The following is a 19,954-nucleotide window of genomic DNA, read 5'->3' as shown; positions in this document are numbered from 1 at the left end:
CGCCCCCGCGGTGGAACCGCACATTCAAGACAGCCCCGCGCCCCTGACGGGGCACCCGTTGCTCACCCTCGTACCAAAGGACCCCATGCCATGCGCAATTCATCCATCCGCCGTACGTGTGCGGCGCTCGCCGTCGGCACCTCCCTTGCCCTCGCGCTTTCCGCCTGTGGCGGTACCACCAAGAAGGACGTCAAGGACGACAGTGGGTCGGCCGCCTCCGCAGGCAAGGCCGACCCGAACGCCGCCCTCAAGAAGGGGCTGACGGTCGGGTTCCTGCCCAAGCAGGTCAACAACCCCTACTTCACCTCCGCCGACAAGGGCGGCGAGAAGGCACTCGCCGAACTGGGCAACAAATACAAGGAGGTCGGTCCCTCCAGCGCCACCGACACCGCCGGCCAGGTGAGTTACGTCAACACGCTCACCCAGCAGCAGGTCAACGCGATGGCCGTCTCCGCGCAGGACCCCGGCGCACTGTGCACCGCCCTCAAGCAGGCCATGAAGAACAACATCAAGGTCGTCACCTACGACTCCGACACCAAGGCCGACTGCCGCAACGCCTTCGTCTCGCAGGCCAGCGCCGAGGACCTCGGACGCACCGAAGTCCAGCTGCTCGCCAAGCAGATCAACTACAAGGGCGAGATCGCGATCCTGTCCGCCGCCCAGACGGCCACGAACCAGAACACCTGGATCGGGTTCATGAAGGACGAGCTGAAGGACCCCAAGTACAAGAACATCAAGCTGGTGAAGACCGCTTACGGCAATGACGACGCCCAGCAGTCCTTCCAGCAGACCCAGGGCCTGCTCCAGCAGTACCCGAACCTGAAGGGGATCATCTCCCCGACCACCGTCGGCATCAAGGCGGCCGCCCAGTACCTGTCCGGCTCCAAGTACAAGGGCAAGGTCAAGCTGACCGGCCTCGGCACCCCCAACGACATGCGCAAGTACGTCAAGAACGGCACCGTCGACGCTTTCGAGCTGTGGGACCCGGCGAAGCTCGGCGACCTCGCCGCCCGCACGGCCGTCGCGCTGGCCTCCGGACAGATCACCGGCAAGGAGGGCGAGACCTTCAAGGCCGGCTCCACCGAGTACACCATCGGCAAGGACGGCGTGATCACCCTCGGCAAGCCGACCGTGTTCGACGCGAAGAACATCGACCAGTTCAACTTCTAGTCAACGTCCAGTCCAGGAGCGGTACTTCATGCAGCGCGTCTGTTTCCTCCTCAAGGTCCGCGAGGACCGGCTCGCCGAGTACCGCGAACGTCATGCCGCCGTGTGGCCGGAGATGCTCGAGGCGCTCTCCGCCACCGGCTGGCACAACTACTCGCTCTTCCTGCGCGACGACGGCCTGCTCGTCGGCTACCTGGAGACCGAGGACTTCGCCGCCGCCCAGGCCGGCATGGAGGCCACCGGGGTCAACGCCCGCTGGCAGGCCGAGATGGCGCCGTTCTTCGAGTCGCTGGACGGCGCCAGGCCCGACGAGGCCATGAAACCGCTCACCGAAGTGTTCCACCTCGCCTGACTCCCTCGATCTCCCCGCCTGTTCTCGCCGCTTGATCCCCCACCGGCCGGATCTCCCACCGGCCGGATCCCCGTCCCCGTCCCCGGAGCCGCTCATGAAAAGACGTGCCGTGCTCGCGACCGCCATACTTGCGGCCGTGGCAACACCCGGCATCGCGCGGGCCGCCGACCCCGGCCCCTCCGTCAGCAAGAAGAGCACCACCCAACTCGACTCCCAGGCCGTCTTCTTCGTCTCCTACGACGGCCTGGTCAACAACAACTCGTTCCAGAAGAACGGCCTGTTGACGTACAAGGGCTACCAGTACGCCGCCTGGTACACCTCGACCGGCAGCGCCGTCATCGCCCGCCGCGTCCTCGGCGGCTCCACCTGGTCGACGGTCACCCTGTCCCACAAGCTCAAGTCCAGCGACTCCCACAACGTCATCTCCATGGGCGTCTCCAAGGTCGACGGCCGTCTGCACATCAACATGGACTCCCACAGCGACGGCTACTTCTACGTGAAGTCGATCGCCGGACTGCTCGACAACCCGGCGTCCACGTCCTGGAGTTCGTCCGTGTTCGGCTCCGTCCAGACCTCGCTCGACGGGCTCGCGCTGACGTCGCAGTTCACCTACCCCCAGTTCGTCTCGACCCCCGACGGCAAGCTGCAACTCAGCTACCGGGTCGGGATCTCCGGCAACGGCCGCAACGCCCTTGCGGAGTACGACGGTTCGACGTGGACGGCACTGGGGGAGTGGTCCAGCTCCACGGGGACGTACGCCAGCACGCACGGTTCCTCGACCGCCCGCAACATGTACCTGCACGGCATCGACTACGACGTCAACGGCCGACTGCACTCCTTCTTCACCTGGCGCGAGCAGAGCGCCGCCGTGATGTGCAACAGCGGCGGCATTACCAACCACGACACGGGCTACGTCTACTCCACCGACCGCGGCCGCACCTGGCGCAACGACGCGGGCACCGTCGTAGGCACGACGGGCGGCTCCGACACGGTGGCCGTCGCCGACAGCGGCCTGGTCGTCGACTCGCTCAACCCCGACCACTCCCTGATGAACCAGGAGAGCCAGTCCACCGACTCCACCGGCCTCCCGCACGCGATCATCAGCTACGTCCCCGGCCGCTTCGGCCAGTGCACCACCAACTACGTCAGCGACCGCACCGCGAACGGCCGCGCCTTCCACCTCCGGAAGAACTCCTCGGGCACCTGGACCAAGACGGAGATCCCCGTCGCGCTCAACTCCAGCCAGCGCACCAAGCTGGTCCTGGACAAGTACGACAACGCCTACGCGATCTTCCCCTACGGCCGGATCGCAGGCGCCTCGAAGTCCTCCGGGTACACCGACTGGACACTGCTGTACGACGGCAGCGATCTGAACGCCTTCGGCGAGGTCGTGATCGACGAGCTGCGCGTGAAGGCGGACAACGTCCTGTCGGTCATGTACCAGGAGAAGTCGAGCGGTACGACACCCTCGGCGCTCCACGTCGTCGACTTCGCACTGCCCGCGTGACCGGGCATGATGCGCCGGATGATGACGGTAATGTGAAGGCCTTCCCGCGGTTCCGTGTTCCCTTGGAGGTCCCTGCCTGATGTCCCAGTCGGTGGGTATCAAGGACGTCGCCCGCGCCGCCGGAGTCTCCGTCGGCACGGTGTCGAACGTCATCAACCGTCCGGACACGGTCGCCACGGAGACCCGGGCGCGGGTGCAGTCCGCGATCGACCGGCTCGGCTACGTCCGCAGCGAGTCCGCGCGCCAGCTGCGCGCGGGCCGCAGCCGGATCATGGGGCTGCTCGTCCTGGACATGGGCAACCCGTTCTTCGTGGACGTGGCGCGCGGCGCCGAGCGCGCCGCGCGCGACGCCGGCCTCGGTGTCATGGTCTGCAACAGCGCCCAGAGCGCCGGCGAGGAGGCCGATTACCTGTCGCTCTTCGCCGAGCAGCGGGTGCGGGGCGTGCTGCTCACCCCCGCCGACGCGACCGGCCGGAACATCGAGACGTTCCGGCGGCACAACATCCCCTTCGTCCTCGTCGACCGGGTCTCCGAGGGCACCACCGAGTGCTCCGTCTCCGTCGACGACGTGGCGGGCGGCGCCCTGGCCGTGCGCCACCTCGTCGACGCCGGGCACCGGACCATCGCCTACGTCAGCGGTCCGCCCGGCCTCAACCAGGTGCGCGACCGCCGCACGGGAGCCCTGAACGCCCTCGCCGAGGCGGGTCTCGGCCCCGACGCGCTGCGCGAACTGCCCACCGAGCGGCTCGACGTGGCCGCCGGCCGGGACGCCGGAGCCCGTCTCCTCGGTCTCGCCGACCGCCCCACCGCGGTCTTCTGCGCCAACGACCTCCTCGCCCTCGGTGTCCTGCAGGCCATGTACGCGGCCGGCATCGGAGTCCCCGACGACCTGGCCATCGTCGGCTACGACGACATCGAGTTCGCCGCCGCCGCGGCCGTCCCGCTCACCTCCGTCCGCCAGCCCGCGGTCACCATGGGCGCCCTGGCCGCCGAGCTCCTCCTGGAGGAGACGGAGGCGGAGACCGGGACGAAGCGCCACGAGCACCGACGCGTGGTCCTCCAGCCGGAGCTCGTCGTACGGCGTTCGAGCCTCTCGGCCCGCTGATCGTCCGGTCAGTAGGTTTTCATGATCCAGGGGGTCGGCCGCCGGACGAACTTGTGATGAAGTGGGACGCGGTCCGAAACCCGTTCGTCCCTGGAGACCTGTTGACCGCCACGTACCGCCAGCCCGGCGTCGTCCTCACCGACCGCCACTTCACGGTGCCCCTCGACCACGACGACCCGGCGGGGGAGACCATCGAGCTCTACGCCCGCGAGGTCGTCGCTAGCGACAAGGTGCAGCAGAACCTGCCGTGGCTGGTCTACCTCCAGGGCGGCCCCGGCTTCGGGGCGAACCGTTTCGTCGGCAGGCAGTCCTGGCTGGGCCGGGCCCTCAAGGACTACCGCGTCCTGCTCCTCGACCAGCGTGGCACCGGCCACTCCACGCCCGCCAACCGCCAGACCCTCCCGCTGCGCGGCGGCCCCGCCGAACAGGCCGACCACCTCACGCACTTCCGGGCCGACGCGATCGTCCGCGACTGCGAGGCGATCCGCGGCCAGGTCACCGGCGGCGCCCCCTGGACCGTCCTCGGCCAGAGCTTCGGCGGCTTCTGCACCGTGAACTACCTGTCCAGCGCCCCCGAAGGGCTGGCGGCGGCCGTGATCACCGGCGGCCTGCCCTCCCTCGACGCGCACGCCGACGACGTCTACCGCGCCGCGTACCCCCGCATCGAGCGCAAGGTCACCGCCCACTACGCGCGCTACCCGCAGGACGCCGAACGCGCCCGCCGGATCGCCGACCATCTCCTCTCCCACGACGTGCTCCTGCCGAACGGCTACCGCCTCACCGTCGAGGCCTTCCAGTCCCTCGGCATCCTCCTCGGCGGCAGCGAGGGCAGCCACCGCCTGCACTACCTCCTGGAACACGCCTTCGTCCGCACCCCGCGGGGCACGGAACTCTCCGACGCGTTCCAGGAGGACGTACAGGGACTGCTCTCGTACGCGAGCCACCCCCTGTACGCCCTCGTCCACGAGGCGGCCTACGGCCAGGACGAGCGCCCCACCGCCTGGTCGGCCGAACGCGTCCGCGCCGAGTTCCCGCAGTTCGACGCCGCCAAGGCCCTCGCGGGCGACAGCCCGCTGCTGTTCACCGGTGAGTCGATCCACCCCTGGATGTTCGACTGCGACCCGGCGCTGCGCCCCCTGCGCGAGACCGCCGAACTCCTCGCCGCCCGCACCGACTGGCAGCCCCTCTACGACCCTGCCCGGCTCGCCGCCAACGAGGTCCCCGTCGCGGCGGCCGTCTACCACGACGACATGTACGTCGAGACGGCCCACGCCCTCGAGACGGCCCGCGCGATCCGCGGCCTGCGCACATGGGTGACCGACGAGTTCGAGCACGACGGGGTGCGGGCCGGCGGACCCCGGGTCCTGGACCGGCTGCTCGCCCTCACGCGTGACGAGGCGTGACATCACCGTCACCGGGGCGCAGGGCTCGGGCTAGTCTGCGGCCATGACCGAGCCGCAGACCGCCCAGCTCCAGCCCATGCCCGCCGACTGGCAGCGCGCCCTCGCCGTCGTCGCGCACCCGGACGACCTCGAGTACGGCTGCTCGGCGGCCGTGGCCGCCTGGACCGACGAGGGCCGCGAGGTCGCCTATGTGCTAGCCAGCCGGGGCGAGGCAGGCATCGACACCCTGGAGCCGGCCAAGTGCGGTCCGCTGCGCGAGCGGGAGCAGCGGGCGAGCGCGGCCGTGGTGGGGGTGTCGGAGGTGGAGTTCCTCGACCACAAGGACGGAGTGATCGAGTACGGCACCGCCCTGCGCCGGGACATCGCCGCCGCGATCCGCCGGCACCGGCCCGAGCTGGTGATCACCCTCAACCACCGGGACACCTGGGGCGGTGTCGCCTGGAACACCCCGGACCACGTCGCCGTCGGCCGCGCCACCCTCGACGCGGCGGGCGACGCCGGCAACCGGTGGATCTTCCCCGAGCTCGTCGAACAGGGCCTGGAGCCCTGGAACGGTGTCCGTTGGGTCGCCGTCGCCGGCTCGGCCTCGCCCACGCACGCGGCAGACGCCTCGGCCGGACTGGAGCGCGCGGTGCGCTCGCTGCTCGAACACCGCACCTACATCGAGGCGCTGACCGACGAGGACCCGGAGACGCACGTCCGCGGATTCCTGACCGCCAACGCCGAGAGGATGGCCGAGCGGTTCGGCGGCAGGCCGGCCGTGGCGTTCGAGGTGTTCAGCAGGTAGTGCGGAGCCCGGCCCCTGGCACGGCAGCCCGAGCGCGTACCGCGTGACGACATGCCAGGCCGAATATTCCGACATATGGTGCATCTCGCTGCGTATCCGAGGCCACGCGAGAGGACATCGACCATGAGGGCAGGGGCATCCCACCAGGCGCGACGAGCGGGCCGGTCCCGGCCGGTCGCCCTCGCGCTGGCCGTGGTCGCGGCGAGCACGGTCACCCTGGTGTCGTGCAGCTCGGACAGTGACAGCGGCAGCTCCAGCACGCCGTCCACCGAACGGCCCACTGCTCCGGACACGGCGTCCTTCTCGGGCACGGCGCCCTCCGCCCTGTCGTCGGCGGCCGCCTCCGCCGTCGCATCGGCACGCGCCTCGGTCTCGGCGGCAGCGGCGTCCGCCTCCGCCGCCGCGTCCTCTTTCGAAGCCTCCGTGTCGGCCGAGGCAGTGCGGTCGAACAAGGCCGCCGAGAGCGAGCTCAAGAACGTCGAGGGACAGGGCAACGCGACGTCCGACGTCTCCATGACCGGCAAACCGCGCTCCCAGACCGGCGGACTGCTCGCCGTCGTGGTCTCCATCACCAACAAGACCGACAAGAAGGCGTCCTACGCCGTCCAGGTCGACTTCCTCGACTCTTCCGGCAAGGTGGTGGAGAGCCGCTACGTCGGCGAAGAGAACCTCGCCCCCGGCGAGAAGGTCCAGCCGCTCGCCATCAGCCGCAAGCCCTCCGAGCCGGTGCTGACCCCGAAACTGGCCAAGGCGCAACGGTATTGACCTGACACCTCTTCGGGCAGGTCGGCGGCCGGCGTTGAGTTTGTCCGTGACGCTGGGTCAGGCGGCCACGGTCAGCGGGCCGAGGGTGCGGTACGGGTCCACGACCCGCCCGTCCGGGAGCAGTTCACCGGTGTCGTCGAACACGATCGTCCCGTTGCACAGCAGGCTCCAGCCCTGTTCGGGGTGGGCCGACACGATCACGGCGGTGTGGTGGTCCGGGCTGTCTGCGGTGGGGCACGGTGGCCGGTGACTGCACATGATCTCTCTCCTCTGTCCGTCTGGCTCCCGCCTGAAGTGGGGCTCTTGTTCTGTGGTAGCCGAGCTTGTTTTCCGTTGGATGAGGAGACCCCCACACCGCCGGAAACTCATCGGTGAGGTTTGGTTCCGGCCGGGCCGATGTCACACCCGCGTGGGAGCGTTGGGAGGAACGTCGAGCCGAAGGGGGCGGCGTCATGAGCGACGTCGATTCGCAGTTCCTGCGCGGCCTGTTCGACCAAGAAGGCAGCCTCCACACCGGTGGCCGGACGGCGCTGTATCGGCTGTACGGCCTCGAGGGTCTGCTGTACGTCGGCATCTCGATCTGCCCACTCACCCGCGTGCGTACGCACCTGCGGGAGCAGACATGGGGACCCCAGGTGATCGGGATACAGATCGACTATCCGGATGACGCGGAGGCGGCCGAGCGCGAAGTCGTCTGGACCGAGCGCCCCAGGTACAACGTGATCTTCAACGGTCGGCATCCGCCTGCGCCTCCGGACCGTGCGTCGCGGCTCAGGACCGAACTCGCCGTCGAGCAGCGGCGGTTGGCGGAGTTCGAGGCGGCCGTACCCGAGTCCCCGACTCACCTACGGCTTCTCGCCCGCGGGATCAAGGCGAAGAGGGCGAAGATCGCGAAGCTGGTCGAGGGGATCGGGAACGCCGAAGCCGCGTCAGTTCGGTGACCACGTCTCCCTGTCGATCCCCGTGTCCGGTTCCTCGTCCCGTTCGTTGTCCAGTTCCCTGTCCGACTTCGTGGCCCATTCCGTGCCCAACTCCATGCCGTTCTCCGTGAGTACGGCTGCCGCGACTCCGCGACCGACCTGGGCGAGGCCGGCGAGCAGGTCGGCGCAGTCGATGAGTTCGGAGCCGGAGTGCCGGGCGCGTGCCTCGGCGAGGGCGATCGCCTTGCGGGAGTAGGGAGTCCAGGCGATCCGCTCGGCCGCCTGGGAGGCACCCATGCTCAACCGGTCGCCGACGGCGCGGTGCACGGTCTCGGGCGAGACACCCGATCCCCGCAGCAGCCGGGTGGCGCCGTTGTCCTCGGCGGTCAGCCCCCACAACAGGTGCTCCGTGCCGATGTAGTTGTTGCGATGGCGTACGGCCGCCTCCTTGACGTGGGCCATCGCCCGCCGGAGGTCCTCGGTCATCGTCTCGGGGGCGTAGCGCTTGTGGGGTGCCTGGAAACGCTGCTGCACCGCCTGCCGGGTCACCCCCAGGGCGGCGCCGATGTCCGTCCACGAGGAGCCGTGCATCCGGCAGTGCTCGACGTAATCTTCGACCAAGTCGTCGGCCAGGGCCTGGAGTTGACCCGATATTCGGGCGGCGGCGGTCAGCAGGGCCAGCCAGTCGGGCTGTTCCTGGTCGCCCGGGCGGTGGGCGGTGGCGCAGGTACGGTCCACTTCGGCGATGAGGTCGTCCAGATCGGGAAGAGCCATGAGGCAAGTGCGCCTTGACAAATTGGTTTTGTCAAGGCGCACTTGCCTCATGGGAGTTGGGGCGAGATCAGTGCCTCATGGGAGTGGAGGAGCGACCGGTGCACCAGGAAGAGCAGCCGCTGTCGGGCGGCAACGTCAGCGCGGGTGTCGTCCGCGTCGGCGACACGGTTCGCAGGCCCGCGGGGCCCTGGACCCCGGCGGTGCATGCGCTGCTCACGCACCTGCACGAGGCCGGCTTCCGTGCCGCGCCTCGCCCCCTCGGGATCGACGAACAAGGGCGTGAGGTGCTGACCTTCGTGCCCGGCGAGGTGATCTGGCCTGACCGGTTCGCCCTGGTGGAACCCCGACAGCAGCTGGTCCGTGTGGCCCGTCTCGTCCGGGACTTCCACGACGCCGTAGAGGACTTCACACCGCCGGCAGACGCCCGCTGGCAGGTGCTCATTCCCGCGGAGGGGGCCGACATCATCGCCCATCAGGACCTGGCGCCGTGGAACCTCGTCGTCGCCGGGGAGGACGAGTGGGCCTTCATCGACTGGGACACGGCGGCCCCGGGGTCCCGCCTGTGGGACGTCGCCTACGCCATGCGAGGATTCGTCCCGCTGTCCGCCCACCCCGACTGGCAGCGCTCCGACGCCGCCGACCGGCTGCGCGTCTTCGCCGACGCCTACGGGCTCGACGAGGCCGAGCGCCGTGCCCTCGTGCCGCTGCTGGGCCGCCGCACCCGCGCCATGCACGACTTCCTGCGCGACCAGTCCGCGCGGGGGAACCAGCCCTGGACGACCCTTTGGGAGCAGGGGCACGGCGAGGCCTGGCGGGGGGACGCCGAGTACATCGAGCGGCGGGAAGACCAGTGGCGGCGGGCCCTGCTCTCCGGCTGACCGCCGCGCGTCGGTGAGAGTCCCACGGGCAATCGGGCGCGCATGAGAAGCCGGCGTACTCGCCGGGGCACCGCAGGTCGTGGCGCCCGAGCGGGACGGTCCTCGGCCGTACGTCGATACTCTTGGCGTCATGCCAGATCAGATAGCCGACCGTGCCGACCTGCGCGGCGACTGCGAACGTTGCTTCGGGCTGTGCTGTGTCGCCCTGCCCTTCACCGCGTCCGCCGACTTCGCGATCGACAAGCAGGCCGGCCAGGCCTGCCCGAACCTGCGGAGCGACCACCGGTGCGGCATCCACACGCGGCTGCGAGAGAAGGGCTTCGCCGGCTGCACGGTCTACGACTGCTTCGGAGCGGGACAGAAGGTCTCGCAGATCACCTTCGGCGGACGGGACTGGCGTACGGGCTCGCGGGAGGACGCCCGGCGCATGTCCGACGTGTTCCCGGTCGTGCGGCAGCTGCACGAACTGCTCTGGTACCTCACCGAGGCGCTCGCCCTGGCCCCGGCCCGTCCGGTCCACGCCGATCTGCGCCGCGCCCTGGCCAGGACCGAGGAACTCACCCGTCAAACGCCCGAGCAATTGGGCGAGTTGGACGTGGGCGCGCACCGGCAGGAGGTCAACGTGCTGCTGCTGAAGACCAGCGAGCTGGTGCGGGCGGGCACCCGCGGCCGGAAGAAGGACCGCCGCGGCGCCGACCTGATGGGCGCCCGTCTCAAGGGCGCCGACCTGCGCGGTGCGAACCTCCGCGGCGCCTACCTCATAGCCGCCGACCTGACCGGCGCCGACCTGCGCGGCGCGGACATGATCGGCGCCGACCTGCGCGACGCGGATCTCACCGACGCGGACCTGACCGGCGCGTTCTTTCTCACCCAGCCCCAGCTCAACGCCGCCCGCGGCAGCGCGGGCACCCGGCTTCCGGAGTCAGTCGCCCACCCCGTGCACTGGGCAGCGCAGCTCTGACGCCACCTCGTCGAAGGCCGCCGCCGAGGTGGCCCCGGCGGTGACCGCGCGCCGCTCCAGGTGCAGTCGCAGTCCCTCCGGCATCAGCGTCAGCCGCTCGGTCACCCGCAGTCGGTAGTCCGGATCGGGCCGCAGGTCGTAGCGGCGCAGCAGCAGGCCGAGCACCAGCGTGGCCTCGTGCAGCGCGAACTGCCGCCCGATGCACGCCCGCGCCCCCGTCCCGAACGGCTTGAAGGTGTGCGGAGCCCGGGACCGTACGGCCTTCGGATCGAATCGGTCCGGGTCGAACCGCTCCGCTTCGCGGCCCCACACCTCCGGGTCGCGGTGCAGCATCGGGGTGAGGACCAGCGCCCACGCGCCCCGCTTCATCGGATGGGTATCGGCCAGCACCGTGTCCTCGCGGGCCTCCCGGGCGAAGGCCGGCGCCGTCGGCCACAGTCGCAGCGCCTCGTCCAGCACCCGGCGCACATAGCGCAGCTTGGCCACCTGGTCGTAGCCGGGCACCGCCGCGTCGCCCCAGACGGCGTCCACCTCGGCCCTGGCGCGGGCGGCGATCTCGGGGTGCCGGGAGAGGTAGTGCAGGGCGAACGAGAGGGCGCCCGACGTCGTCTCGTGGCCGGCCACCAGGAAGGTGATGACCTGGCGGCGCACGTTCTGGGCGGACAGCCGCTCCCCGGTCTCCGGGTGGGCCGTCTCCAGCATCCGGTCCAGCAGGTCCCCGTCGCCGCTCGTGCCTGCGGCCCGACGAGCCTGGACCAGGTCGTCGACCGTGCGGTTGAGATACGCCATGTCTGCCTCGTTGCGGCGCGAGGCACCGCGCAGCAGGTACGGGGCCAGCGGCGACGGCACCGTGTTGAGCCGCTGGGCGTACGACAGCGTGCCCACCATCGCGGACACGAAGGGGTGCGGCCGGGAGCGCTCGAAGGAACCGAAGTCGTGCCCGAACCCGGTGCGCGCGATCGTCTCCAGCGTCAGCTTGGTCATGTCGCCGGGCACGTCCACCGCCCGGCCCGCGGCCAGTTCCCGGTCCCAGTGGCCGGTGAGCCGCTCGGCCACCGCCAGCATCATCGGGTGATAGCCCTCCATGGCCTCCCGGCTGAAACCCGGGGCGAGGACGTCATGCGCCAACTGCCAGTTCGGCTCGTGGTTGTACGCCGTGAACAGCGCGTCCCCGACGACCGGCCGCAGATTGGCGACCCCGAGACCGACGTGCTTGGCAAAGCGCGACTCGTCCGCCATGTCGGCCGCCGGCTCGCCGCCCCACACGAACACGAACTCCTTGCCGAACGCCTTGCGACGGAAGATCGGCCCGAGCCGGCGCGCATAGCGCATGGAGTCCTGGACGGGCGCGCGCCGGTCGGCGCCGAGCACGTCGCCGAGCAGGGGGAGCCGATGCGGGGGATGCGGGATGCGGTGCAGCTCGGGCCAGCCCAGTTCGGCTCCGCGGAACCCCTTCGGCAGCCCGGTCTCCGTTGCCGGTGCGGTCCCTGTCGTCGTCTCCGTCATGACGATCTCCCTTGCTGCAGCGGCAGCTTGAGCGTGTTGTACGTGAGTTCAATAACGTGCTCAGTCTGATCCCGTTGTTGAACCGGCGTCAAGTAAAGTGTGGGCATGGCTGCGAACCCGGGCGAGCGCACACGTCGCCGACTCAGCACCGAGGAGCGCCGGGAGCAGCTGCTGTCGGTGGGATCACGCCTGTTCTCGGAGAGTCCGTACGACGAGGTGTGGATCGAGCAGGTCGCCGAGATCGCCGGGGTCTCGCGCGGGTTGCTGTATCACTACTTCCCGACCAAGCGGGACTTCTGCCTGGCCGTCGTCGAGCGGGAGAGTGAGCGGATGCTGCAGATGACGGCGGCCGTGCCCGGGGTTCCGGCGCGCGAGCAGCTCGCCGACGGTCTCGACACGTTTCTGGAGTACGTGCACGCCCACGCCCACGGCTTCCGTGCCTTCCACCGCGCGGACGCGGCGGGGGATCAGGCCATCCGCAAGGTTTATCGGCGGGCGCTGGCTGTGCAGGAACGGCAGATCTTGGCGACACTCGCCGCCGACCCCGAACTCGGCCCGGTCGCACAGCAGCGCCCGGACCTCAAGCTCGCCGTGCGCGGCTGGCTGGCCTTCACGACGGCGGTCTGCCTGGAGTGGCTGCGGGGCGCCGACCTGTCGCGGGAGCAGGTGCGGGATCTGTGTGCCCGGGCACTGCTGGGCGTCCTCGCCGACTGAAAGCTTCACGTCCGACCGGGACGGGACGGACCCGGTGGTTGGCGTACACCCCGATCTTCGATAGGTTAGGCAAGGCTTACCTAATGGAGGAGGTTGGGATGGGTGACAGCCCCAGCTGGACGGCGGCGCCTGCCGCGGCCGAGCGGGCCCGGTCGGTGCTGGCCGCCGCCTGGTCCTGCGCGGTGACCGGGGACGGTGGTCGCGAGGACTTCGTCGGTGCGCACAGCGTGGACGAGGACGGTCGGGTGCTGCTGCAGGTGCCCGAGGACAGCGCCCTGCTCGCGGCCGCGATCTGCGCGCCCCGCGGAGAGCCGCACGCCGTGCTGGAGTTCGCCGACGTCGCGCCCGTCCCGGTCCGGGGCCGGGTCAGGGCCCGGCTCTGGCTCGCGGGGTACTTCATCCCCGAGGACGGGCACCTGGCGTTCCGCGCCACCAGGATCGTGCTGCGGGAGTCCTCCGGTGCGGTGGTCGTCGACCTCGACGACTTCGCCGCGGCGGCGCCCGACCCGCTGGTCCTCGCCGAGGCCCATCTGCTGACCCATCTTGCCGACTGCCATCCCGACGCCGTCGAGCGGCTCACCCGGCTCGTCGACCATGCCGGCCTGCACGGCGCGGTCCGCGTCCAGCCCCTCGCCGTCGACCGGCACGGGCTGACGCTGCGTATCGAGCGCAACCGTGCCCACGGCGACGTACGACTGCCGTTCCACGCGCCCGCCGACGACGTCGGGCAGCTCACCGAACGCATGCACGTCCTGCTCACACAGGCCAGCGCCGCATCGTGCCCGCGCGCCCTACAGCGGCAGCGCACAGACGGCGACGGGTGAAGCGAACGGCTCGCCCGCGAGCCGTAGTTCACCGTTCTTTGCGTCCACCCGGAAGACGCTGACGGTGCCGGACTTCTGGTTCGCCGCGAACAGCAGCGTCCCGTCCGGCGAGAAGGCGATCTGGCGCGGGAAGTCACCGGACACCGGCACCGTGTCGAGCAGCCGGAGCCGCGCGCCGTCCGCCTCGACCGCGTACCGCGCGAGGCTGTTGTCGCCGCGGTTGGCGAGAAAGGCGTACGAGCCGGTCGCGGTCACCAGGATCTGCGCCGGGTAGTTGGTGCCCGAGCCGGAGCCCGTGGACTGCGGTTCCCCGATCGTCAGGCGGCCGGTGGAGGCCTCGTACGTGCAGACCGCGACCGTGTTGTCGACCTCGTTGGCCAGATAGGCGTGCCGTCCGCCGGGGTGGAAGGTGAGGTGGCGCGGACCGGCGCCCGCCCTGGTGTGCGCCTGTGCGACCTCGGTGAGGGTGCCACGGCGTGTGTCGAGGCGGTAGGTGTAGACGGTGTCCGTGCCCAGGTCGACCGCGAGCACGTGGCCGCCGTCCGGACTGGTGATGAACTGGTGGGCGTGCGGGCCCTGTTGGCCGGGTCCGGGCGACGGAGTCGAGTGCTTCACCACGTCGGTGCGCTCGCCCAGTGCGCCCGAGTCGCCGAGCGGATGCACGGCCACACTGCCCGACGCGTAGTTGGCGCTCAGCAGCCAGCGGCCGCCCGGATGCACGGAGAGGTGACAGGGTCCCGCCCCACCCGTGCTGCGCGCACCCAGGATCTTGCGGTCGGCGAGGCGCACGGCGGTCACGGCGCCGTCGTCGTGCTCGTTCACCGCGTACAGCGTGCGGCGGTCCGGGTGGAGCGCGAGGTACGACGGATTGACGATGCCGGTGAGGGTCCCGGTGCCGGTGATACGGCCGGTCTCCGAGTCGTACGTGGCCAGACCGATGCCCTTGCCGCCGCCCTCGACCGAGGTGTAGGTGCCGACGTAGAGCGGGCGAGGGCCGGAGGCCTTCTTCGACGGCTGCGCTGCGGACGGCTCGGCGGACGGCTGCTCGGTGACGGCCGTCGCCCGGTCGGGAGCCGTGGCCGTGGGGCCGGACCCGGACCTGGGCGGCGCGGGTGCCGGCAGCGCGGTCACCGCCGCGGCGCCCCCGAGCGCGCCGACGAAGCGGCGCCTGCTCCAGCCGCCGCCCGCCGCTCCTGCCCCACTGCCCATGTCCGCACCTCGGATGGTCGCTCGCCCCGCTCGTGACAAACCACCATCACCCGTGCCACCCGGTCCGTGCAACAACGGCACCGGGCGTTGCGCGAGGCGCAATGGGCCGGCCGCGCTACCAGTCGCCGTCCTCGACCGGCTTGCCCGGTGCGTCCTTCAGCGGCTTCACCTGGTGCGGCGCGGGATCCTGCCAGGGTTCGTGGTCGTCGCCGAGCCAGTCGCCGACCGGCTGCACGCCCTCCAGCGCGTCCGTGGGCGCGAGGTCCTGCGCGTCCTGGTCGTAGTAGTCGTACCAAGGCAGCCCCGCCTGCGTGTACGCCGCGCGGTCCACGGGCGAGGGCGGGGGAGCCTCGCCGGTGATGCGGCGCCACTCCGGAGGCGTGACCAGGTGCACGAACACGCGCCCGGCGGGCTCCTCGGCCCAGTCCCCGATCGGCCGGTCGTCCTCGTAGACCTCCTGCCGCATCGAACCGCCGACGCCGAGACCCATGGCCGCCGCGGCCCGCGGCCGGCCCGCCGGAGCGGCCACCGGCACCGGGCCCCCGCCCGGCGCGGGCGCCGCCATGGGCATCGCCGCTCCGTAGCCCCCGGCCGACAGCGTCATCCGCTGCCGTTCCGAGCGGCGCCGCTCCTCCTCGCGCCACTCGGCCAGCCTCGGCTCGCTGAGCGGGAAGGACTGCAGCTGTACGCCGCCCCAGGTCTCCTCGCCCGTGACCTGGCCCTCGACCGTTGCCCCGAGGCCCAGCGGGACCGCCACGAACTGGCGGACCGTGCCCTTCCCGGAGTTGATGCCGTCCAGCCAGGGCTGGCGGGGCAGCACGACGTAGTTCTGGGGATTCCGGGACAGCCGGTCGCTCCACGGCTTGCCCGAGACCGCGCAGACCTTGCCCACCCCGACCTGCAGGGCGGCCGGCTCGACGGTGCCCGCGAAGCTCAGCCACATCGCCTCGCGCAGATACACCGGCAGCATCACGCCGCCGCGCGCGAGCCACTCCCGGGGCACCGTGTCCGGATGGTCCGCGATCCGGCGGATCGGGAACTCGCCCAGCCCCGGCGGCAACGGATGGGTGCCCGTCTCGGGCAGCCGCAGGGTGCGGACGAACCGCACCGCCGCACCACCCGGCAGCCGCAGTGTGTTCCCGTCGATCCGCACGGTCGTGTCGGTCATCCGCCCGCCCCCTTGCTTCCGATGCCGGAAACGTACGCCGCCCCGGTGACTACGTCACTTGGAACGACGCGCGGTGTCGCCCTGGTTCCGGCGCAGCACGTCCGGAACCCGCAGCCGCTCGGAATCGCGCAGGCTCTCCCGCAGCCTGGTCAGCCGCGGCATGCGCTCGCGCTGCTCACTGGACGTGCGGTCCAGCTCCTCCAGGAGCCGGCGCGAGCGGTGCTCGGTGTCCATCTCGTCGAGGATGCGGTTGACCTCGGTCAGCACGGCGCCGTACAGCTGCCAGGAGCGGGCGTCGCGCTGGACCTCCTCCAGGAGCAGCTGGGCGAGCTTGTCGCGGGTGGCCGCGGCCTGGCGCAGTTCGGCGGCGAGCCGGGCCTCGGCCGACTCCGCGCTCACGCTGACGCTGGTGGTGACCAGCACGGCGAAACTGACCACCGCGTCGGCGATCTCCGACAGCAGCCGCTCCACCGCCGCACCCGTCTCGGGCGCGAACAGCGGCTCGGGATCGCGTTCCTTCGCGAGGTCGGTGAAGGTGCGCGCGAGTACCCGCATGACGACCGTGCAGATCTCCAGCGTGTCCAGCCCCGTGCGCAGCACCACCCGGTGCAGCAGGCCCTCACGCACGCGTGGATTGAGCCGCAGACTGTCCTCGGCCTGCCGCAGGGCCGCGTCCACCTCGACGATGTCGTGGTCGAGCCGGCGCGCCTCGTGCAGCCGCTCCGTCGCCCGCTCGACGTGCGTGCGGCCCGCGGCCTCCTCGCCCATGCGCAGCATCAGCCGCCGCACCCGGCGGGCCAGCCCCTCGATCGACTCGCCCGCCTCGTCCACCCACACGGGCGGCGCGAGCAGCAGATTGCAGCCGAGCCCGACGGCCGCGCCGATCAGCGTCTCCACCACTCGTGCCCAGGCGGTGTCCCCGACGGCCGTGACCCCGAGCACCAGCATGGCGCTGATCGCCACCTCGGGCACGTACTCCTCGACCCGCACCAGACGCCCGACGGCCAGCGACGCCACGATCAGCAGCGCCAGACTCCACCAGGTCAGACCCACCAGCAGACTGAAGGCGATGGCGACCAGCACGCCGGCCACCACCGCGTTGACCCGGCGGACGCCGTTGGTGAGCGTGGCGTACAGGGTGACCTGGACGACCAGCAGCGCGGTGAGCGGTGCCGTCAGCGGGGCGGACTCGGGGCTGAGGCGCAGGGCGACGACATACGCGATCGTCGCCGCGACCGCCGACCGCAGCGTCTGCACGACCACGGGGTCCCGGCGCAGCTTCACGAAGCGCACGAGGGACGCCGCCCACTCACGTACAACTCGCATCCTCGTGCCGTTCTCCCTCCGCAGGCGCATCGGGTGTAGTCGTCGAGACTGTCCTTGAGGACCGTAACTGTCCGCAACGAAGCCTAGATTGTTCGTGTCGGTCGAAGCGTGACACGAGGGGGAACAACCATGGAGCACACCCAGCGCATCGAGGTTCTCACGCGGGCGCACGGCTATCTCGCCGAGGTGGTCGCCGGAGTTCCGGAAACGGCGTGGGGAGCGTCGACGCCGTGCGCCGAGTGGACGGTACGGCAGGTCCTCAACCATGCACGGACCGACCAGCAGGGCTACGGCCTGGCGATCACCGGCGGCCGCCCGGACAGCGACCCGTTCCACCCGGCGGACGCCCTCGACGGGGATCCGGCGGCGGAACTCGGCAAGGTGCTGCACGCGGTGGCGGACGCCTACGCAAACCTGCCCGCCGACGCCGAGCAGGTGCCGACACCGCTGGGCCCGCTGCCCCTGCCGCTCGCCGCGGCGGCGGCCGCCATGGACGCGGCCGTGCACGCCTGGGACATCGCGGTCGCGACCGGCCAGGACCGTCCGCTGACCGGCGAACTGGCCGAGGGAATCTGGCCGGTGGCGGAGCAGCTCGTCGATCATCTCCGGGACGCGTACCAGGTGTTCGCGCCCGCACGCGAGAACGCGCATGGCTACGACAGGGCCGAGGCGCTGCTCGCCTTCCTGGGGCGCGACCCGCATTGGACGCCTGCGGTGTCCTGACGCTGCGAGGGCCGGCGTGTAGGACGCCGGTCGGCACCCGCGGCATCGGCACCGACTACCCGGACGGCCCGAACGACGTCGCCCTCGCCCCCACCCGCGACGTCCTGATCCACCTTCACCGGGTGGTGGCGGCCCGGCTTCGGGACCGGTAGCCGGCGACCTTCGCGAGGTTGCCGCAGCGCTCCATGGAGCACCAACGTCGGCGCCGGGCCTGGGAGTCGTCCAGGAACAGCAGCGAACAGTCCGGGTTCTCGCACTCCTTGACCCGGCCCAGCAGAGGGCTGCGCACGAGGAGGACGGCATCCCGGGCCACCGTCGCCAACGCCGCCCGGGCTGCCTGCCGTGCCGTCCAGTGCACGGGGCCCAGCTGGGGGGCCAGGTCCGGGCGGGCCGCGGCGCCGTTGATCTGCTCCACGTCGGCCGCCTCCGGTTCCTGCCCGGCCATCGTCGCGCGTACGACGCCGTAGAGGGCCTCGCGCAGGACGCGGGCGGCAGCCAGGTCCCGGGCGGTGACCCGTACCGGTTCGCCGTCCGCGGTGAGTTCCGCCTCCGTGAACCACCGGGCCAGGGCGGCGGGGTCGGGCAGCCGCTCCAGGGGAGCGGTGCTGTGCCGCCGGCCGAGCGTCGCCACGAAGTCCAGGCAGGGGCGCCCGCCGATGAACGGGAAGGCGAGGGCCGGGTCGGAGGGGACGGAGGTGCCGGTCATACGGGAGAGCGTACACCGGTTCATGCGGTGTCGATTGCGGGCGCGCTCCCTCTTGACACCGGTTGAAGTGGTGTCGGAGAGTGACACCACTTCAACCAGTGTCAGTCACGTGGGTGGCTGTGGCAGGAAGCGGGTGCGTCATGCGTGCGGTACGGATCGACGAGTTCGGTGGGCCCGAAGTGCTGGTGCCGGTGGAGGTGCCCGATCCCGTGGCAGGGCCCGGTGAGGTGCTGGTGCGGATCGCTGCGGCGGGCGTGAACCGTGTTGACGCGCTGGTCAGGGCGGGCGTGTATCACCGGGCCGGGCGCCCGCCGTTGATCCCGGGCGTGGAGGCGGCGGGCGTCGTCGCTGCGCTGGGGGAGGGAGTGACCGGTCTCGAGGTCGGGCAGCGGGTCATGGCCCTGGACGGCGTGAACGCCCCTGGGTTCTATGCCGAGTTGGCGATCGTCCCGGCGACGCAGGTCACGGTCCTGCCGCACGGTGTGGGTCTGGTCGAAGGGGCCACCCTGCCGGTCGCCTGGCTCTCCGCCTGGTACTGCCTGCGGCACCTCGCCAAGGTCACCAAGGAGGACACCGTCGTGGTCAAGGCGGCCGCCAGCGGGGTGGGCAGCGCGGCTGTGCAGATCGCCGCCGAGACCGGCGCCCGGATCATCGCCCTCGCCGGATCGGCGCAAAAGGCGGCGTGGGCAGGGGAGTTCGGAGCCCAGGACACCGTCGACACCTCCGCCCACCCCGACGAAGCGGAAGTCGAGGAGATACTGCGGCTGACCGACGGGCGGGGTGCCGACGTGGTCCTCGACACCGTCGGCGGCCGGGCGTTCGGGCGCAGTCTGCGCGAGGTGGGGCACGGCGGACGGGTCGTCGCACTCGCCAATGTCGCCCTGGAGCCCAGCACCGTGGACACCCGCGACTTCTACCCCAAGAACGCGTCCGTCTTCGGCTTCCAGCTCACCAACCTCCAGATCCACGGCTACGACCCCCGTGCGGACCTCCGTGAGCTGGCCGAGCGGGTCGCCGCCGGCGCGTACCGCGTGCCGGTCGAGACAGTCGTCCCTCTGGAGGAGGCACGCGCCGCCCACGAATTGCTGGAGCGACGGGACAACCGCGGCAAGATCGTCCTCGCGGTGTCCGACCTCACTTCGGGCGGTTGACAAAGGAG

At 71.1% G+C, this 19,954-nt stretch carries 21 protein-coding genes; 14 read left to right on the top strand and 7 right to left on the bottom strand.

The window, feature by feature from the left end:
* The first annotated feature begins 90 nt into the window (after positions 1-90).
* The 7 genes from rhaS to OG303_RS05965 all read left to right on the top strand — a co-directional run bounded on the left by rhaS (position 91) and on the right by OG303_RS05965 (position 7,086).
* Positions 91-1,170: a rhamnose ABC transporter substrate-binding protein gene (gene rhaS, locus OG303_RS05995; RefSeq protein ID WP_405865474.1), complete on the top strand. Its 1,080-nt coding sequence runs from the start codon at positions 91-93 to the stop codon at positions 1,168-1,170.
* A 28-nt stretch (positions 1,171-1,198) separates the two neighbouring features.
* Positions 1,199-1,519: an L-rhamnose mutarotase gene (locus OG303_RS05990; protein WP_405865472.1), complete on the top strand. Its 321-nt coding sequence runs from the start codon at positions 1,199-1,201 to the stop codon at positions 1,517-1,519.
* Positions 1,520-1,613: 94 nt separating this feature from the next.
* Positions 1,614-3,026, top strand: a complete 1,413-nt coding sequence (locus tag OG303_RS05985; protein WP_405865470.1) for a BNR repeat-containing protein — start codon at positions 1,614-1,616, stop codon at positions 3,024-3,026.
* Positions 3,027-3,105: 79 nt separating this feature from the next.
* The gene (locus OG303_RS05980) at positions 3,106-4,131 is read left to right on the top strand and encodes a LacI family DNA-binding transcriptional regulator (protein ID WP_405865468.1); all 1,026 of its coding nucleotides are present in this window, start codon (positions 3,106-3,108) and stop codon (positions 4,129-4,131) included.
* 101 nt (positions 4,132-4,232) lie between these two features.
* On the top strand, positions 4,233-5,534 hold the full coding sequence (locus OG303_RS05975; protein WP_405865466.1) for an alpha/beta fold hydrolase: 1,302 nt from the start codon (positions 4,233-4,235) through the stop codon (positions 5,532-5,534).
* A 43-nt stretch (positions 5,535-5,577) separates the two neighbouring features.
* Positions 5,578-6,321, top strand: coding sequence for a PIG-L deacetylase family protein (locus OG303_RS05970; RefSeq protein WP_405865464.1), 744 nt, complete (start codon positions 5,578-5,580; stop codon positions 6,319-6,321).
* Between the two features lie 123 nt (positions 6,322-6,444).
* A complete protein-coding gene (locus tag OG303_RS05965) occupies positions 6,445-7,086 on the top strand; it encodes an FxLYD domain-containing protein (protein WP_405865462.1) in 642 nt (213 codons plus the stop codon).
* A gap of 57 nt (positions 7,087-7,143) precedes the next feature.
* On the opposite strand, the gene OG303_RS05960 is transcribed toward OG303_RS05965, so the two are convergent.
* Positions 7,144-7,344, bottom strand: a complete 201-nt coding sequence (locus OG303_RS05960) for a DUF5999 family protein (protein WP_405865460.1) — start codon at positions 7,342-7,344, stop codon at positions 7,144-7,146.
* A gap of 194 nt (positions 7,345-7,538) precedes the next feature.
* Between OG303_RS05960 and OG303_RS05955 the strand changes: the two genes are divergently transcribed.
* Positions 7,539-8,027 carry a GIY-YIG nuclease family protein gene (locus tag OG303_RS05955; protein ID WP_405865459.1) on the top strand — a complete coding sequence of 163 codons (489 nt, stop codon included), beginning with the start codon at positions 7,539-7,541 and terminating at the stop codon, positions 8,025-8,027.
* On the opposite strand, the gene OG303_RS05950 is transcribed toward OG303_RS05955, so the two are convergent.
* Complete coding sequence (locus OG303_RS05950; protein ID WP_405865457.1) at positions 8,016-8,780, bottom strand: Clp protease N-terminal domain-containing protein; 765 nt, start codon at positions 8,778-8,780, stop codon at positions 8,016-8,018. The two genes, OG303_RS05955 and OG303_RS05950, sit on opposite strands and share 12 nt — an antisense overlap.
* A gap of 98 nt (positions 8,781-8,878) precedes the next feature.
* Between OG303_RS05950 and OG303_RS05945 the strand changes: the two genes are divergently transcribed.
* Positions 8,879-9,658: a phosphotransferase enzyme family protein gene (locus tag OG303_RS05945; protein ID WP_405865455.1), complete on the top strand. Its 780-nt coding sequence runs from the start codon at positions 8,879-8,881 to the stop codon at positions 9,656-9,658.
* A gap of 130 nt (positions 9,659-9,788) precedes the next feature.
* The gene (locus OG303_RS05940) at positions 9,789-10,619 is read left to right on the top strand and encodes a pentapeptide repeat-containing protein (protein WP_405865453.1); all 831 of its coding nucleotides are present in this window, start codon (positions 9,789-9,791) and stop codon (positions 10,617-10,619) included.
* Here OG303_RS05940 and OG303_RS05935 read toward each other — a convergent pair.
* Positions 10,581-12,125, bottom strand: a complete 1,545-nt coding sequence (locus OG303_RS05935) for a cytochrome P450 (protein WP_405865451.1) — start codon at positions 12,123-12,125, stop codon at positions 10,581-10,583. The two genes, OG303_RS05940 and OG303_RS05935, sit on opposite strands and share 39 nt — an antisense overlap.
* A gap of 105 nt (positions 12,126-12,230) precedes the next feature.
* Between OG303_RS05935 and OG303_RS05930 the strand changes: the two genes are divergently transcribed.
* Complete coding sequence (locus tag OG303_RS05930; protein ID WP_405865449.1) at positions 12,231-12,839, top strand: TetR/AcrR family transcriptional regulator; 609 nt, start codon at positions 12,231-12,233, stop codon at positions 12,837-12,839.
* A 98-nt stretch (positions 12,840-12,937) separates the two neighbouring features.
* On the top strand, positions 12,938-13,663 hold the full coding sequence (locus OG303_RS05925) for a DUF2470 domain-containing protein (protein ID WP_405865447.1): 726 nt from the start codon (positions 12,938-12,940) through the stop codon (positions 13,661-13,663).
* Here the strand turns inward: OG303_RS05925 and OG303_RS05920 are convergent.
* The 3 genes from OG303_RS05920 to OG303_RS05910 all read right to left on the bottom strand — a co-directional run bounded on the left by OG303_RS05920 (position 13,631) and on the right by OG303_RS05910 (position 17,366).
* Positions 13,631-14,872: a lactonase family protein gene (locus tag OG303_RS05920; protein WP_405865445.1), complete on the bottom strand. Its 1,242-nt coding sequence runs from the start codon at positions 14,870-14,872 to the stop codon at positions 13,631-13,633. The genes OG303_RS05925 and OG303_RS05920 overlap by 33 nt on opposite strands.
* Positions 14,873-14,987: 115 nt before the next feature.
* The gene (locus OG303_RS05915; RefSeq protein ID WP_405865443.1) at positions 14,988-16,040 is read right to left on the bottom strand and encodes a hypothetical protein; all 1,053 of its coding nucleotides are present in this window, start codon (positions 16,038-16,040) and stop codon (positions 14,988-14,990) included.
* Between the two features lie 54 nt (positions 16,041-16,094).
* Positions 16,095-17,366, bottom strand: a complete 1,272-nt coding sequence (locus OG303_RS05910; RefSeq protein ID WP_405865441.1) for an FUSC family protein — start codon at positions 17,364-17,366, stop codon at positions 16,095-16,097.
* Between the two features lie 129 nt (positions 17,367-17,495).
* Between OG303_RS05910 and OG303_RS05905 the strand changes: the two genes are divergently transcribed.
* Positions 17,496-18,089, top strand: coding sequence for a TIGR03086 family metal-binding protein (locus OG303_RS05905; protein ID WP_405865439.1), 594 nt, complete (start codon positions 17,496-17,498; stop codon positions 18,087-18,089).
* Between the two features lie 115 nt (positions 18,090-18,204).
* On the opposite strand, the gene OG303_RS05900 is transcribed toward OG303_RS05905, so the two are convergent.
* On the bottom strand, positions 18,205-18,795 hold the full coding sequence (locus OG303_RS05900) for a CGNR zinc finger domain-containing protein (protein ID WP_405865437.1): 591 nt from the start codon (positions 18,793-18,795) through the stop codon (positions 18,205-18,207).
* Between the two features lie 140 nt (positions 18,796-18,935).
* Between OG303_RS05900 and OG303_RS05895 the strand changes: the two genes are divergently transcribed.
* Positions 18,936-19,946, top strand: coding sequence for a zinc-binding alcohol dehydrogenase family protein (locus tag OG303_RS05895; protein WP_405865435.1), 1,011 nt, complete (start codon positions 18,936-18,938; stop codon positions 19,944-19,946).
* The last annotated feature ends 8 nt before the right edge of the window (positions 19,947-19,954 follow it).

This window comes from Streptomyces sp. NBC_00005 (assembly GCF_045160215.1).
Taxonomy (GTDB): Bacteria; Actinomycetota; Actinomycetes; order Streptomycetales; family Streptomycetaceae; genus Streptomyces.
Note: the sequence above shows the minus strand (reverse complement) of the source record. Positions and strands in the feature narration are given on the sequence as shown.